The following is a 13,470-nucleotide window of genomic DNA, read 5'->3' as shown; positions in this document are numbered from 1 at the left end:
CGCTCATGGACCATCGGAGCGAGAAGTGATCCGCTGAACTCCATGTGGCGCTCGCCTCGTGCGAGTATGGAGTGACCACGCGGCTCGTCGGCCGAGTCAGCGAGTGGAGGCCGGGTGACTGGGCGATCAGGCAACACCGATGGACCGGAGGACGTCGACGCGGCGTTCGCCGAGATCGTGGCCGGACTGGAGCGCGACGGCGTCGGCGCCCGGTGGCCGGAGGACCAGCCCGCCACCGGGCAGGACAGCGCGGCCGCGGCGGCTGAGGCCGCGGAGGACGGCAGGCCGGTGGAACCACCAGCACCGGCCTCGAGCTGGCGTGCCGGTGAGAAGGACTGGGACTGGGCGCTGGGCTCCGACGAGGAGCACTACGTGCCGCCCGACCCGCCACCGTTCCCCAAGCCCCGGGTGACCACCGTGGTGGCCGTGGTCCTGCTGCTGATCGGGGTCGGGCTGATCGCGGTGCCCGGCGTGGTCGGCCTGGAGACCGCGCAGGCCACCCCGCTGGCGCTGATCGCGCTGACCAGCGGGGTGGGCTGGCTGGTGCTCAGGATGCGCCAGGGACCGCCGTCCGACGACCACGGGGCGCAGCTGTAGCCCCGGCCAGGTCGCGGGCGAGCGCGGCGGCGCCGACGATGCCCGCGTCGTCGCCGAGCTGCGCGGTGCGGATGCGGGCCAGCGGCCGGTGCCCGGAACCGGTGACCGCGCTGGCGTAGCGCTGACGTGCCTCGTCCAGGAACAGCGGGGCGGACTCGGACACGCCGCCGCCGATCACCACCACCTCGGGGTCGTACACGTCGGCGACCAGCGCCAACCCCTCACCGAGCCACTTGGCCAGTTCCGCCATGGCCCGCTGGGCCACCGGATCGCCCTCGCGCGCGGCACCGGCCACCCGCCGCCCGGTGACGGCCGGACCGTCGGCGAGCACCGTGGGCGCGTCGGGGTAGCGGCGCATCAGCTCCTCGGCGGTCGCGCTCAACGCGGTCCCGCTGCAGTACCGCTCCCAGCAGCCCTGCTTGCCGCACGGGCAGGCCCGCCCGCCGGGCACGACCCGCAGGTGGCCCAGCTCGGGCGCGACCCCGTAGGCCCCGCGGAACAGCCTGCCCTCGACCAGCAGCGCCCCGCCGATGCCGGTGCCCAGCGCCACCAGCACGGCGACCCGCGCGCCGCGGGCGGCCCCGAACCGGTGCTCGGCCAGTGCCGCCGCGTTGGCGTCGTGCTCCAGCACCACGGGCATGCCCAGGCGCTGGCTCATCACCTCGGCCACGGGGGCGTCCCGCCAGGCCAGGTGCGGGGCGAAGCGCACGGTGCGCTGGTCCTCGCTGACGAACCCGGCCACGGCCAGGCCCACCGCGGACACCTCGTGCCGCTGGGCGAGTTCGGTGACGGCGGCGGCGATGGCCTCCTCCAGCGGGGCGCCGCCGGAGGGGGTGCTGGTTCGCGTGGTGTCGAGCACGGCGCCGCGGGAGTCCACCACACCCGCCCGAACACTGGTGCCGCCGACGTCGATGCCGACGGTCAGCACCGCGGCTCCGCACCGCCGCGCTGGACCACGATGCGCTGCACCCTCGGCGGGGGCTGGTCCTCGGGCTGCGGGGCGGGCTCCGGCTCACTGGCCGCGGGCTGCTGCTGCACGGCCGCCCGCAGCACGGACAGCAGCCCGGCGGCGTGTTCGGCGGCCTTGGCGGCCAACTCGGAGTGCTCACCGCGCAGCACGGCGGCCACCGCGCAGACCGGGCACCAGTCGCAGGTGCCGGGGGCGTGCGCCGCCTGGCCGCCGCCCTCGCCGGTGCTCAGCCGCTGCAACCAGGGCTCGGCCTTGTCCGCCACCGCGTCGAGCAGCAGCCGGAACTCCGCCTTGACCTTCGCGCTGGGGTCCTGTTCGGAACTGGTCACGCCATCACCGCATCCACAGCCGGGGGTCGGGCCGGAACCCCACCACCAGGCCCTCGTCGTCCAGCCGCGCCCCGGTGACCTCGCAGCGGCGCAGCACCGCGGGCAGCGCGACCAGCCGCCGCCTGCCGTCCACCGTGATCGACAGCTCCTCGTCCACCCTGGCCAGGTCCAGATCGCTGTCGGCGGCCAGCGGCAGTGCGACCCGCAGCTCGTAGCTGGCGTCCAGCCCGCGCCCGCCGTCACCGGTGACGGTGAGCAGCCGCGCCTCGGGTGCGGCCTCGGTGGCCAGAGGCTCCCCGTCCGGGTACAGCTCGGCGGCCAGTTCGCGCAGCGCGGGCAGGCCCACCGGCTCGCAGGCCCGGTGCCCCACGGTGCGCACCGGCAGTTCGGCGGCGCGCAGCTCGGCCAGCACGGTCTCCTGCTCGGCCCGGCGGGTGCGCAGCCAGCCCGCGGCGGCCCCCTTGGCCGCTCCCGCGTCGGGCACCAGCCGGTTGGCGATCATGCCGTCCACCCGGATGCCCTGCAGGGCCAGCGCGGTCAGCGTGCGCCGGGTCTCCGCGGCGACCACCCGCTCCGGGGTGAGCACCAGCCGCACGCTGGTCCGCTCGTGGTCCACCAGCAGCTGGCGCACGGCGGCCAGGTGTTCGCTGAGCCGACCGATCGCGTCGGCGGCCGAGTCCCAGCGCTCCACCGTCGCCGACCCGGCCATGCCCGCGAGCAGGCCGCGCACGACCCGGCGGTGGGTGGGGAACAGCCGCTCCAGGTAGCCCGCGACGGCCTCGGGCAGCGCGAGCAGCCGCAGGGTCTCGGCGGTCGGCCCGCAGTCCACCACGACCACGTCCCACAGCCCGGACGCGGCCAGCCGGTGCACCTCGGTCAGGGCGAGCAGTTCCTCGACCCCGGGCAGCACGGTGAGCTCCTCGGCGTCCAGCTCGTCCACCCCGGCCCCGGCCAGCAGGGTGCGCAGGTGGTCGCGGATCTCCTGCCAGGCGCCGTCGACCAGGCCCCTGGTGTCGATCTGCGCCCCGCAGAGCCCGTCGCCGATCTCGGTGGGCGCGCTGCCCAGCTCGTGCCCGATCGCGTCGGCCAGCGAGTGCGCCGGGTCGGTGGACACCACCAGCGCCTTGCGCCCGCCCTCGACCAGGGCGGCGGCGGTCGCGGCGGCCAGGGTGGTCTTGCCGACCCCGCCCTTGCCGGTGAACAGCAGGACCTTCACGTGCTCGTACCCGTTCAGCCCGCGTTCTCGACGCGGCGCTTGAGCTCCTTGAGCGCGGTGTCCATGATCATCTTCTCGGCCTTGCGCTTGAACAGCCCGATCATCGGGATGGCCAGCTGCACGGCCAGCGAGTAGGTCACCTCGGTGGAACCGCCCGAGGGGGTCAGCCGATAGCTGCCGGTCTGCGCCTTCTGCATCTGGCCCTTGACCAGCTTCCAGGTCACCGACCGCCCGTCGGCCGCCCAGGTGTAGGCCAGGGTGTACTCGTCCTTGACCGGGCCCTGGTCGAGCTGGAAGCGCACCTGCTCGGCCCGCCCGTCGCCGTCGGCGGAGAGCACCTCGGTCGACTTCACCCCGTTCGCCCACTCCGGGTACGCGGCGAAGTCCGCGATCACCGCCATGATCCGCGCGGGTTCGGCGTCGATCACGATGGACTGGGTGGACTCGTCGGCCATGTCCGGGAGGCTACCCGTTCTCAGAAGCGCAGGACGTACGGCGTACCCGTGCGCTGGAAATGCCCGACGTTGACGCACTCCGTGCTGCCCAGCCGTACCCTGCGCGACAGCGGCTGGTGCACGTGGCCGAACAGCGACCACCTCGGCCGCGTCCGGCGGATGGTCTCCAGCAGGGCCACCGAACCGATCTCCGGCCGACGCGCCACCACGTCGTAGGTCAGCTCCGGCACCGCGGGCGGCACGTGCGTGCACAGCACGTCCACCTCGCCCAGCGCCGCCAGCGGGTCGACCATGTCCTCGTCGAAGCGCAGGTAGGGCTGCCACACCCCGTTGCGCCGGACCTCGGCGCCCGGTGGCAGCAGCGCGCCGCCCACGAAGCCCACCCGCAGACCGCCCACCTCGGTGGTCTGCCCGTCCAGCACCGTGACCCCTGCCCCGGCGAACTCCGGCCACAGGCTCGGGTCGTCCACGTTGCCCGGGGTGGCGTAGGTCGGCGCGGTCATCGCCGAGAACAGGCGCTTGTACTGCTCGCGCACCGCCTCGCGGACCACCTCGGCCTGCCCGCCGAGCCCGGCCCACAGGGAGCGCACGAAGGCCACCGCCTCGGCGTTGCGCCTGCCCTTGCGGTACTCGGCGAACCGGGCCACGTTCTCCGGTCCGAACACCGCGCCCATGATGCCGCCGGAGTAGTCGTGGTAGTCCACGAAGTCCAGCAGGTCACCCAGCACGAACAGCGCGTCGGCCCCCTCACCGGCCCGCGCCAGCGCCTCGGAGTTGCCGTGGACATCGGAGACGACGTGGACCCGCACGGGGTCCACCTTATGCCGAAGATCTGCTTGCCAGGGTCGAGCATCAGCGTGGCAGATCTGCTTGCCAGGGGCGGGCATCAGCGCGGCGGCAGCCCCGGTTCACGACCCTGTTCCAGCTCGGCCTTGAGGTCCAGCGCCACCGCCTTGGCCGCGTGCTGGCGCTGCCGCAGGGCCCGCAACCGCTGCTTCTGACCGCGGAAGGGCACGGGCGGGTCGGCCCGCAGGAAGTAGTGCAGCAGGGTGCCGTCCAGCATCGGCTCCAGCCACACCTCCTGGGTGCCGACCAGCGCGCCGGCCACGGTCCAGCGCAGGCCCTCGTCCCCCCGATCGGCGTACACCGCCAGGGTCAGGTCCGGCCAGAACCGGGGCCAGTTCGCGGGCTCGGCGAACACGGCGGCGACCGCGGCGGGCGGCACCACCAGGAAGGTCTCGTCGACGAGGTCAAGAGCGGGCACGGGCAGCAGGGTGCCACGACACGACTGCGCAACCACCGGGCGGCCTACCGTTGACATCGTTCGGCACGCTAGGTTTCCTCACCGGTAACATCGTCAGTTCCCGGAGGGTGAACCGTGCGCGAGTTCAGCGTTCCCGCCACCGCCACAGTGGCCGAAGACGAGAACCTCACCGACATGGTGTGGGCGAACGCGGAGCGGTTCAGCAACGCGATCAGCTTCCGACGACGGGTGGACGGCACCTGGGTCGACGTCACCGCCAAGGACTTCGCCGCCCAGGTCACGACCCTCGCCAAGGGCCTGCTCGGGGCCGGTCTTCAGCCTGGGGACCGGGTCGGGCTGATGTCCAAGACCCGGTACGAGTGGTCCCTGCTGGACTACGCGATCTGGGCGGCCGGGCTGGTGTCCGTGCCGATCTACGAGACCTCCTCGGCCGACCAGGTGGAGTGGATCCTCGCCGACTCCTCGGCCAGGGCCGTCGTGGTGGAGACCACCACGCACCGCGCCGCCGTGGACTCGGTGGTCGACCGGCTGCCCGAGCTGCGGCACGTCTGGCAGCTGGAGGGCCCCGGCGGGGACGGCGCCCCGGGCGCGGTGGACGAGCTGGTCGCGCTGGGTGCCGAGGTCACCGAGGAGCAGGTGCGCACCGCCCGCAAGGCCGTGGCCGCGAGCGACACCGCCACGCTGATCTACACCTCGGGCACCACCGGGCGGCCCAAGGGCTGTGAGCTGACCCACCGCAACCTGCTGGCCGAGGTGCGCGCGGCCATGGCGGCCTTCCCGGAGCTGATGCAGCCCGGTCACGCCGTGCTGCTGTTCCTGCCGATGGCGCACGTGTTCGCGCGGGTCATCGGGCTGTGCTCGGTGTACGCCCGGTCCACGCTGGGGCACACCCCCGACGTGCGCAACCTGGTGCCCGACCTGGGCTCGTTCCGGCCGGACTTCGTGCTGGCCGTGCCCAGGGTGTTCGAGAAGGTCTACAACACGGCCAAGCAGAAGGCGCACTCCGAGGGCAAGGGCAAGATCTTCGACGCGGCCGAGGCGACCGCGGTGGCCTACAGCCGCTCGCTGGACACCGGCGGCCCTGGCCTGGGCCTCAAGCTCAAGCACACCCTGTTCGACAAGCTGGTCTACAGCAGGCTGCGCGCCGCGCTGGGCGGGCGCTGCGAGGCGGCCGTGTCCGGTGGCGCCCCGCTGGGCGAGCGGCTGGCGCACTTCTTCCGCGGGGTGGGCGTGCCGGTGCTGGAGGGCTACGGCCTGACCGAGACCACCGCGGCGGCCTTCGTCAACGTGCGCTCGGCGTTCAAGGTGGGCACCGTGGGCCGTCCGGTGGCGGGCACCTCGGCGCGCATCGCCGAGGACGGGGAGATCCTGATCAAGGGCGACGTGGTGTTCCGCGGCTACTGGAACAACCCCGAGGCCACCGCCGAGGCCATCCAGGACGGCTGGTTCCACACCGGGGACATCGGCGAACTGGACGAGGAGGGCTTCCTGCGGATCACCGGCCGCAAGAAGGAGATCATCGTCACGGCGGGCGGCAAGAACGTCTCCCCCGCCGTGCTGGAGGACCGGCTGCGCGCGCACCCGCTGATCAGCCAGTGCATGGTCGTCGGCGACAAGCAGCCGTTCATCGGCGTGCTGGTGACCATCGACCCGGAGTTCTTCCCGTCCTGGCTCAGCGCGCACGGCAGGCCGGAGGCCACCCCGGTCGCCGACATGCTGACCGACCCCGAACTGGTCGCCGAGGTGCAGGCCGCCGTGGACGAGGCGAACAAGGCGGTGTCCAAGGCCGAGTCGATCCGCAAGTTCCGCATCCTGCCGGTGGACTTCACCGAGGCGGGCGGGGAGATGACGCCGAGCCTGAAGCTGCGCCGCACGGTGGTGGCCAAGACCTACGCGGCCGACATCGACGCGATCTACGCGAAGTAGGTGCTGACGGATGGCCCGCGCGAACGCGGGCCATCCGACCCCCAGTGCTGGAAGGGCCACGCTGCCCCGCGCGGCTCACACCACTTCCCGTCCCGGACCTTCCCCTAGACCGGGACTCGCTCCAGCCTGCACGACCCCGCTGACGTATCGCTGTCGCCTCGGCGCCGCCGGGCCGTGGTTAGTCTTGCCGCATGACAGAGCGGCACCCGTGGTTCGGCGTGCTGGGACCGCTGCGGGTGCTGGTCGGCGGGGAGCCGGTCCCCGTGCGGGCGGGCAAGCAGCGCATCCTGCTCGCGGCCCTGTTGCTGCGCGCGAACTCGCCGGTGCCCGCGGACGAGTTGATCGAGCACCTGTGGGGCCAGGACCCGCCGTCCGGGGCCAGGGACACGGTGCGCGCCTACGTGATGCGGCTGCGCCACCTGATCGGCGACCCCGAACTGATCGAGACGACCCCCGGCGGCTACCTGGCCAGGCTGGGCGCCGAGCAGCTGGACCTGTCACAGGCACGGGCACTGCTGGACCAGGGCCGGGTGCACGAGGCGCTGGCCCTGTGGCGCGGGCCCGCGCTGGCCGACGTGCCCTCGGACAGCCTGCACCGGGACGAGGCCCCGCGGCTGGCCGAGCTGCGCCTGCACGCGCTGAGCCAGCGGGTGGCCGTGGACCTCCAACGCGGCAAGCACGCCGAGCTGGTACCCGAACTCGTGGCGCTGACCGCCGAGCACCCGCTGCACGAGGGCCTGTGCGGTCAACTCGTGCTCGCGCTGTACCGGTGTGGGCGCACCGCCGAGGCGATGGAGCAGTACCACCGGTTGCGCGGGCGGCTGGCCGAGGAGCTGGGCACCGATCCCGGTCCGCGGCTGCGCAAGCTGTACCAGCAGGTGTTGGCCACCGATCCCGAGCTGAGCGCACCCGAGGACACGGCAAGACCGGTGCCCAGGCAGCTGCCCGCCTCCCCGCAGCGGTTCACCGGGCGGCAGGCCGAGCTGGACCGGTTGGACCGGGGCGGGCCGGTGGTCATCTCCGCGATCGACGGCACCGGCGGCATCGGCAAGACCTGGCTGGCCCTGCACTGGGCGCACCGCAGGCTGGAGCTGTTCCCGGACGGGCAGCTCTACGTGAACCTGCGCGGGTTCGACCCCGCGGGCAGCCCGCTGACCCCGGAGGTCGCCGTGCGCGGTTTCCTGGAGGCGCTGGGTGTGCCGCCCGCGGGCATCCCGGCCGAGTTGGACGCGCAGGTCGGGCTGTACCGGAGCCTGGTCGCCGACAAACACATGCTGGTGCTGCTGGACAACGCCCGCGACACCGCGCAGGTGACCCCGCTGCTGCCCGGCAGCCCGAGTTGCACCGCGCTGGTGACCAGCCGCCTGCAACTGGCCGGGCTGGTGGTCAACCACGGCGCCACGCTGATGACCCTGGACCTGCTCGGCGACCAGGACGCGCGCCGGGTGCTGGTGAGCAGGCTGGACGAGCGGCGAGTCGCCGCCGAGCCCGAGGCGGTGGCCGAACTGGTGCGCCGCTGCGCCGGTCTGCCGCTGGCCCTGGCCATCGTGGCCGCGCGGGCCGCGATGCAGCCGGACACCCCGCTCGCCGTGCTGGCCGAGCAACTCGGCGAAGTGTCCCGATTGGACGGTTTCGATGCCGGGGAGCTGACCGCCAACCTGCGCGCGGTCTTCGCCTGTTCCCTGCACGCCCTGTCCCCCGAGGCGGCCCAGGCGTTCCGGCTGCTCGGGCTGGTGCCCAGCGCCGACATCGGGCGGCACGCGGTGCGCAGCCTCACCGGGTGCGGCCGGGCGCAGCTGGACGAGTTGTGCCAGGCCCACCTCGTGCAGGAGCACGAGCCCGGCCGGTACCGGATGCACGACCTGGTGCGGCTGTTCGCGGGCGAGCAGGCCGCGGCGCTGGCGGACACCGAGGCCGTGACCCGGCTGGTGGACCACTACCTGCACACCGCGGAGCAGGCCGACCGGTGGCTGCAACCGGCCCGGGAGGAACTGGCCTGGGGCACGCCCGCACCGGGCTGCGTGCCCGAGCCGATCGCCGACTCGGCCCAGGCGCTGGCGTGGTTCGACGCGGAGCTGTCCTGCGTGCTGGCCGCTCAACGGCTGGCCCTGGACCACGGGCTGCACCGGCAGGCCTGGCAGTTGGCCTTCGCGCTGCGGATCTACCAGTGGCGGCGGATGCGGATGCGGGAACGGCGGCTCGGGCTGGAGGTGGCCGTCGCCGCGGCCGAACGCACCGAGGACCAGTACGCCAAGGTGCTCACCCGGCACTTCCTGGGCTTCGCCATGGCCTGGGACGGGGAGTTCGAGCCGGGCGAGGCCATGATCCACGAGGCCGCCGCGCTGGCCGAGCGGCACGGGTTCCGCGGGCAACTGGTGTCCGCGACGCACAGCCTCACCACCTGTGCCGCCTTCCGCAAGGACTTCGCCGAGGCCGTGCGGTACGCCGCCAAGACCATCGAACTGGCCGAGGGCGGGCCCGCGGGCCCGCTCGCCATGGCGCACGGCGCCTACGCGGCCTACTCCCTGCAACTGGGCAGGACCGAGGTCAGCCTGCGCCACAGCCAGATCGCGCTCGAGCTCTACCGGTCCATCCAGCACCGTGACGGTGAGGCCGACGCCCTGGCCGGGGTCGCCCGCGTCCTGCTCGCCACCGGCCAACCCGAGCGTGCCGTCACCATGCTCCGCGAGTCCGTGGAGATCGCGCTGGAGGTCGGCAACACGCACAACGCCGCCACCATCTACGAATCGCTCGGCACCGGCCTGTGCCAGCTCGGCGACTCCGCCGCGGCACACCTCGCGTGGCAGCGCTCCGTGGACATGCACACCGCCCACGGCCGCACCGCGGAGGCCGACCGCGTCCGCGGCCTCATGGGCCCGTGAAGGTGCCATGAAAGTGCCGTTCCTGGCGTTGAACGCCAGGAACGGCACTTTCATGGCACCGGCCGTCACGGGCTCGGTGGCCGCCGACCGTCGACGAGCGCCGCCAACCGGGTCGCGCGGTCGTGCCAGCGCCAGGAACCGGCCATCCACTCCCGGCCGGCCAGCCCCATCCTCGCGGCGGCACCGGGATCGGCCAGCAGCCCGGCGAGCTGACCGGCCAGGTCCGGACCTGCCACGTGGCCGGTGACCCCGTCGAGCACCGCCTCGGGTGCACCGCCGAACCGGCCGGTGACCACGGGCAGCCCACTGGCGGCGGCCTCCAGGTAGACCAGCCCCAGGCCCTCCACGTCCAGCCCCCGGCCGAGCGTGCGGCAGGGCATGGCGAACACGTCACCGGCCGCGTAGTAGGCGGGCAGCTCACCGGCGGGCACGGCCCCGGCGAACACCACCCCGTCACCGGCCAGCGCGGTCAGCCGGGCGCGGTCCGGTCCGTCACCGACGAGCAGCAGCACGGCGCCGGGGACCCGCCTGCGGATCTCGGGCAGCGCGCGCAGCAGTTCGTCCTGGCCCTTGCGGCGGACGAGCCGGGACACGCACAGCAGCACTGGCCGCGCGCCGAGCCCGTGCCTGCGGCGGATGTCCTCGCGGGCGCCCGCGTCGGGGCGGAACAGGTCCGTGTCCACGCCCGCGGGCAGGTGCTCCAGCGCGGCGAGCGGCCCGAACGCGGCGGCCGTCCTGGACCTGGTGTAGCGGCTGACGAAGGTCAGCACGTCGCAGTCGGCGCCGATGCGGCGCAGCGCCTGCCGCGCCCCGGGCAGCATGGACCAGCCCACCTCGTGGCCATGCGTGCTGGCGATCACCCGTGCCGCGAGCAGGTTCGGCGCCAGCAGGGCGAGCGGGGCACTCGCCCCGAACCACACCGCGTCACAGCGGTACGCCCACAGCACCTCGCTGACCCGGCGGCGCACCCGGGCCGTGGGCAGCACGAGCGGGGACGGGTCGCGCACCACGGGGAAGGGCTGGCGGGCGTCGAACGCCTCGCAGCCGGGCCAGCTCGGCGCGTAGACGACGAGGTCCGGGTGCAGCTGTGTGGCCAGCGCGTACAGGTAGGACTGGATACCGCCGACCCGTGGCGGGAAGTCGTTGGTGACCAGCAGGGTCCTGCGCACTCCGGTCAGGCTACAGCTCGGCGCGCAGGTACTCCTGCCAGCCTCGCACCAGGCCCTGGGTGTCCACGCCGAGCACCTCGCGCAGCGCGTCGTCCAGCGGTGCCTTGGGATCCCCGCCCGCCACGCGCTGGTAGAGCCGCACCAGCGCAGGCTGTCCGAAGGTCTCCGCCACGTACTGGTTGACCGTCCACGCCTCCTGGTAGGCCAGGTTGATCCGGCCGCCGCCAGCGGCGAAGTCGGCGTTGGAGGGCAGTTCGGTGGGCGGGGTGCCCGCACGGACCAGCCGCGCCACCTCGGCGGCGGCCTGCGGCATCGGGACGCCGCTGTCCCGGTAGCCCACGTAGTCCGCGAACCCCTCGAGCAGCCACATCGGCGTGCCGTCCACGGTGACCCCGCGCGCGGCGATGTGCGTCATCTCGTGCCGCAGCACCACGCTGAGCGAGGTGGCCGACAGCTTGCCCGCGTTGGCCGGGTTGAGCACCACCCGCTGGCCGACCGCCGAGCGGCTGGCGTGGTCGACCCGGTCCGCGACCGCGACCGCCGCGATCGCGTCCACCGCGAACTCCGGCCCCACCAACGCCTTCAGCTCCGCCGACGAGTCGGGCAGCAGCACCGCGACCCGCTGCGGCCACTGCTTGCCCCACACCTGGCTGACCGCACGGACATCGGCGTCCAGTTCGGCCGCGATGCGCCTGCCCAGGTCGGCGTTCCCGGGGTGCGCCAACACAAATCCGTTGGCGGCGCGCAGCAGCACCAGCGGCCCGAAGTCCCAGGGTCCGCGCCAGGTCTGGTGCGACAGCGTGCTGTCCGAGGCCAGGTACCAGTTCTGGCCGCGCCGCGCGAACAGGTAGGCCATCGGCTTGGCCGTGGTGCCCGGGTCCACTCCCGCCAGCGAGTAGTTCAGGTCGACCTGAGGGGCCCACAGCTCGTCCGCGGAGAAGGCTGTCGGAGCCTGGCTCACCTGGTTCGGGTCCAGCCGGTAGGTCCACGCCGAGAGCGGGACCCCGTCGAGGTTGTCGAACAGGGACCGTTGCGCCGCACGGAACTCCGGGCTCGCCTGCGGGTCCACAGTGGACAGGAACTCGGCTCGGTCGCGGTGCAGGACCGCGTCGGAACGACGGCGCAGCAACTCCGTGACCGCCGCGGTCCGGGTGTCGGTGAGCGCCGGTGCCGCCTGCACCGAGGGCGTGGTCAGGGCGGGCGTCAGCGGCCCGGCGACCGGCTGCCGCAGGAGCAGCACGACAGCGCCGAGCAGTGCCAGGGCCACCGCGGCGACCAGCCACGCCCGAAATCGAGCCATAGAGGCCAGATCCTAGGGCCAAGCGGGTCGCCGCGGTGTGTGCGAACCGCCTCAGAACTGGCCGCAGGTGCTGGTCGCGGCCTGACCGGTGAACCGGTCGTTGAGCCAGGTCGCGGAATCACCGGCGGCCCCGAAGGCGGCCAGCGCGTGCGAGAAGAAGAGCGTGAACGAGGCGAGGTCCTTGAACTGCACGGTGCCGCCGAGCGAGCACCAGTCCTTGGCCAGCTGCTTGCCCTGCGCGTAGGGCAGGATGTCGTCGAGCGGGCTGTGTTCCACCAGCGTGGGCACCGAGGGCTTGACCGTGCCGAGCTTCAGGTCGGCCACCACGGACCTGAACGGTTCCTGGTCCAGGTAGGCCGACACCGGCCTGCCGTCCTTGGTGAGGCTGCTGGACTGCTTGAACGCGAACTTGAAGATCGCGTCCATCGTGCAGGACTTGCTGGCCTGTACGAACAGGTCGGCACCGGTGGAATTGGCCAGGTCGAGCATGTGCGTCTCGGGATAGGCCGTGTTGATGCCGATCAGTGAGAAACCGAGGAATCCGAACGCGTACGAACCGTCCAGGCTTTTTGCCAGCACCGACTTGTCGGCGGGCGGCGCTCCCACGTAGGCGCCCTTGACGTTCAGTTCCGGCGCGTAACTGGCGGCCAGTTCGGCGGCCGCGGCCGAGGCCCCACCGCCCTGCGAATAGCCGGTGATGCCGACGGGGCCGTTGGCGGGCAGTCCGGTGCCGGGCAGTCGCTGGGCCGCGCGCAGCACGTCCAGCACGGCATGGCCCTCGGCGGCGCGGATCACGTAGGTGTGCTCACCGGGTGTGCCCAGGCCCTGGTAGTCGGTCTGCGCGACGGCGATTCCCTTGTCCAGCAACGGGTTGATGAACGAGCCCTGCACGCTGGCGGTGATGTCCGAACTGCCGTCCCCGGCCAGGGTCTTGGACGGGGCGCACTGGTCGCCCATGCCCGCGGTGAACGGGGCGTAGGCCACGATCGGCCGCTGCCCCGGTCCGGTCCACGGCTTGCTTGGCACCAGAACGGTTCCGGTCACCGGGATCGGCTGATTCTTCGCGTCCCGTGACAAATACATGATGCGGGTCGCGGTTGCCCCGTTGTACTTCGAGGGCTGCGACTTGAGCACATCACCGTTCTGCCCGGCGGGCAACGGCGAGGGCGGGGTGTAGAACGCCTCGTCAGCGCTGGCGGGTACTGCCGCGACGGCCAGCAGGACGGCCGTCGCGGATGCCGTGACAAGAGCACGGCGAACCATAACGCGCATGCTTGCTCCCCATTGAGTGGCAATTCCGACCTGACGCGTCGGCACCACACTGGTGGGTAGCGGCAAAACCCGTCAAGACAGCACGGGAAA

At 73.0% G+C, this 13,470-nt stretch carries 12 protein-coding genes; 3 read left to right on the top strand and 9 right to left on the bottom strand.

The window, feature by feature from the left end; all coding sequences use genetic code 11:
- Nucleotides 1-114 precede the first annotated feature (114 nt).
- On the top strand, nucleotides 115-597 hold the full coding sequence (locus KALB_RS09800) for a hypothetical protein (RefSeq protein WP_025355544.1): 483 nt from the start codon (nucleotides 115-117) through the stop codon (nucleotides 595-597).
- Here the strand turns inward: KALB_RS09800 and KALB_RS09795 are convergent.
- From KALB_RS09795 to KALB_RS09770, 6 genes are all read right to left on the bottom strand, one after another.
- The gene (locus KALB_RS09795) at nucleotides 548-1,510 is read right to left on the bottom strand and encodes an ROK family glucokinase (protein ID WP_025355543.1); all 963 of its coding nucleotides are present in this window, start codon (nucleotides 1,508-1,510) and stop codon (nucleotides 548-550) included. The two genes, KALB_RS09800 and KALB_RS09795, sit on opposite strands and share 50 nt — an antisense overlap.
- 8 nt (nucleotides 1,511-1,518) lie before the next feature.
- Nucleotides 1,519-1,896: a hypothetical protein gene (locus KALB_RS09790; protein WP_025355542.1), complete on the bottom strand. Its 378-nt coding sequence runs from the start codon at nucleotides 1,894-1,896 to the stop codon at nucleotides 1,519-1,521.
- A gap of 4 nt (nucleotides 1,897-1,900) precedes the next feature.
- Nucleotides 1,901-3,112: an ArsA family ATPase gene (locus KALB_RS09785; RefSeq protein ID WP_025355541.1), complete on the bottom strand. Its 1,212-nt coding sequence runs from the start codon at nucleotides 3,110-3,112 to the stop codon at nucleotides 1,901-1,903.
- Nucleotides 3,113-3,126: 14 nt separating this feature from the next.
- A complete protein-coding gene (locus KALB_RS09780) occupies nucleotides 3,127-3,567 on the bottom strand; it encodes an SRPBCC family protein (protein ID WP_025355540.1) in 441 nt (146 codons plus the stop codon).
- 20 nt (nucleotides 3,568-3,587) lie between these two features.
- Entirely contained in the window at nucleotides 3,588-4,376 is a 789-nt protein-coding gene (locus tag KALB_RS09775; RefSeq protein ID WP_025355539.1) for a metallophosphoesterase family protein, read from the bottom strand.
- A gap of 77 nt (nucleotides 4,377-4,453) precedes the next feature.
- Nucleotides 4,454-4,888, bottom strand: coding sequence for a hypothetical protein (locus tag KALB_RS09770; protein ID WP_042220304.1), 435 nt, complete (start codon nucleotides 4,886-4,888; stop codon nucleotides 4,454-4,456).
- 57 nt (nucleotides 4,889-4,945) lie between these two features.
- On the opposite strand from KALB_RS09770, the gene KALB_RS09765 reads away from it, so the two are divergent.
- Nucleotides 4,946-6,757 carry an AMP-dependent synthetase/ligase gene (locus KALB_RS09765; protein WP_025355537.1) on the top strand — a complete coding sequence of 604 codons (1,812 nt, stop codon included), beginning with the start codon at nucleotides 4,946-4,948 and terminating at the stop codon, nucleotides 6,755-6,757.
- Between the two features lie 191 nt (nucleotides 6,758-6,948).
- Nucleotides 6,949-9,639 (top strand): AfsR/SARP family transcriptional regulator, encoded by a 2,691-nt coding sequence (locus KALB_RS09760; RefSeq protein WP_025355536.1) that lies wholly within the window; start codon nucleotides 6,949-6,951, stop codon nucleotides 9,637-9,639.
- Nucleotides 9,640-9,704: 65 nt separating this feature from the next.
- On the opposite strand, the gene KALB_RS09755 is transcribed toward KALB_RS09760, so the two are convergent.
- Genes KALB_RS09755 through KALB_RS09745 form a run of 3 tightly spaced genes read right to left on the bottom strand, consistent with a single transcriptional unit; the run spans nucleotide 9,705 to nucleotide 13,380 of the window.
- Nucleotides 9,705-10,808 carry a glycosyltransferase family 4 protein gene (locus KALB_RS09755; protein ID WP_025355535.1) on the bottom strand — a complete coding sequence of 368 codons (1,104 nt, stop codon included), beginning with the start codon at nucleotides 10,806-10,808 and terminating at the stop codon, nucleotides 9,705-9,707.
- 10 nt (nucleotides 10,809-10,818) lie between these two features.
- Nucleotides 10,819-12,108, bottom strand: a complete 1,290-nt coding sequence (locus KALB_RS09750; RefSeq protein WP_042220303.1) for a peptidase MA family metallohydrolase — start codon at nucleotides 12,106-12,108, stop codon at nucleotides 10,819-10,821.
- A 51-nt stretch (nucleotides 12,109-12,159) separates the two neighbouring features.
- Entirely contained in the window at nucleotides 12,160-13,380 is a 1,221-nt protein-coding gene (locus tag KALB_RS09745) for a lipase family protein (RefSeq protein WP_025355533.1), read from the bottom strand.
- Between the last annotated feature and the right edge of the window lie 90 nt (nucleotides 13,381-13,470).

The sequence above is a fragment of the Kutzneria viridogrisea DSM 43870 genome (genome assembly GCF_000525635.1).
In the GTDB taxonomy this organism is placed as follows: Bacteria; Actinomycetota; Actinomycetes; order Mycobacteriales; family Pseudonocardiaceae; genus Kutzneria; species Kutzneria viridogrisea.
This window is presented reverse-complemented; position numbering and strand designations above follow the sequence as displayed.